Genomic DNA, 2,129 nt, shown 5'->3' on the forward strand with positions numbered 1-2,129 from the left:
TGTCAAGGGCGGTTTTAAATTGTCATTTTATGGCGGTTTAAAAATGTATGATTTGGGCGGTTTAGGAATTGACCGATGCCAAGCGATATGACTTTCCTTTGATCTTAATCACATGTGAGTGATAGACAAGTCGGTCTAAAATGGCCTCTGCGGTTGCCGTACTATGGAGAACAGCTCCCCAACTTGATAATGGTACATTGGTCGTTATGATTGTTGATTTACGTTCATAGCGACCATTTATTAGTTGAAATAATAGTTTTGCTTCTTCCGTCGATATTGGTAAATAGCCTAATTCATCAATAATTAATAGATCATACCGTTCGTATCGACGCATTACGCGCTCTAAGTGTTGCTTCTCTTGAGCTGCTTTCAATCTAAGAATTAGTTCATGGCAATTAATAAATAGCGTTCGTACATCTTGTCGACATGCTTCGATACCAAGCCCAATTGACAGATGTGTTTTACCTACGCCAGGGCTGCCAATAAAGATAATGTTTTCTTGATTGTCCAGAAATGACATAGTCGCAAATTCAGCGATTTGTTGCGGATTAATTGAAGGCTGAAATTGATAATTAAAATCATTGAGTCGTTTAATAATCGGAAATCTAGCGCGTTTGATTCTTCTCTTTAAGCTTTCTTGTTGCTGATAGGTAATCTCCTTATCCGTTAGTTTTAACAATGCTTCACTAAAGCTAATTTGATTATCATTGACTTGTTGACGATAATCTGCGATTGATGCAGCCATATTATGTAAATTTAACTTCGTTAAATTATCTACTAATTTTTGATATTGATTCATTTTATTCCCCAATCTGATCATAAATACTAAGATTATTAAGCATATACTGGTTAATTTCTTCATCCGTTTTATCTTTCATCAAGTCACTTTTAAGAATGGCATGTTTATCATGAGGATCATAATTAAATTGCTTATTGGTTAAATCATGCTTTTGAATCTCAGTACCATGATAGAAAATGCGGATAGTCTTACCATCAGTTGTCGGTTTAATTTCGACTTCTTTTCCGATATAATTAGGGGAAACAGAGTATTGATGGTTTTGAAATCTGATCATTGAGTCTTGGGATACCTTTCTAGTTTGGTCGCTGTTAAAGTATCTCACGAGATCGTGGTTGAGAGACCGGAAATGCTCTTTTTCTTTTGTCCATAATTCAATTGGCTTCTGATTATTACTTTGTGATTTCTCATGATTGAGCCGTTCAGCTAGCCGATTAACGATATCATTTAAATCATTGACCGTACTAAATTCTCCATCATAAGGTTTTAATCGTTCCATTGTTCTTGCTAATGCTTCAACGCAACCTTTGGTTTGCGGTCTAAATGGGCGACATGCGACTGGATGAAATCCGGCATCATGGCTAAATGATAGGAATCGCTCATTAAATCGATGATGATGAAAATCGCTTAATTTATGGTCAATGACAGTTGACATATTATCAAACCAGATTTCTTTAGGAATTCCACCAGTAACCTTAAAGGCTTCAAACAAACATTTAAATAAAGTATCCTGCTTCTGATCTAAGGTTAGTTTTAGGAACTTAAATTTAGAATAGGGCAGAACGTATAGGAAAATACTGAAAGTATGTGGGACACCATTTCTGTCCGTCATTGTTACCCGTTCTTTCCAATCAACTTGAGCACTTAATCCTATCGTATGTTCAACTCTAATCGTTGCTTTCTTAGCTTGTGTCCTACGAAAACGGCGACAATAATCTTTAACGATAGTGTATTTACCGGTAAATCCTTTTTCAACGATAAAATCATAGATTGATCTAGCAGAACATCCTGTAGTGTATTTATCTTCAATGATATCTCGATATCCGTCTAGCTTACTACGACGCTTTTGTCGCTTCCTAACAACTGCTACTTCACCACTCTGAGCTCTTACATATGCCGCTTTTACGGTTCGTGGATCAACATCATACTGCCGTGCAATAGCGGAATAATTTGGTCTTATCTTCTCTAACACAAAATATCTCATCCTTTCGTAAACGTCTTTTCGCATACTCATCACTTCCTCAAAAGATTGATAAAGTGAGTATACAAAAAATGCAGGAAAATCGACAATTTTAAACCGCCGATTTCCTACATTCTACAGCCGCCCTCTACA

Annotated in this window: 2 protein-coding genes; both read right to left on the reverse strand. The window is 36.4% G+C overall.

From position 1 onward, the window contains the following. Positions 1 to 61 precede the first annotated feature (61 nt). Positions 62 to 799 (reverse strand): IS21-like element helper ATPase IstB, encoded by a 738-nt coding sequence (istB, locus tag CBG10_RS07525; protein ID WP_003676198.1) that lies wholly within the window; start codon positions 797 to 799, stop codon positions 62 to 64. 1 nt (position 800) lies between these two features. Continuing rightward, the gene (gene istA, locus CBG10_RS07530; RefSeq protein ID WP_094512175.1) at positions 801 to 2,024 is read right to left on the reverse strand and encodes an IS21 family transposase; all 1,224 of its coding nucleotides are present in this window, start codon (positions 2,022 to 2,024) and stop codon (positions 801 to 803) included. Positions 2,025 to 2,129 lie beyond the last annotated feature (105 nt).

Origin of the sequence: Limosilactobacillus reuteri, assembly GCF_002254085.1 — a bacterium.
GTDB classification, from domain to species: Bacteria; Bacillota; Bacilli; order Lactobacillales; family Lactobacillaceae; genus Limosilactobacillus; species Limosilactobacillus reuteri_K.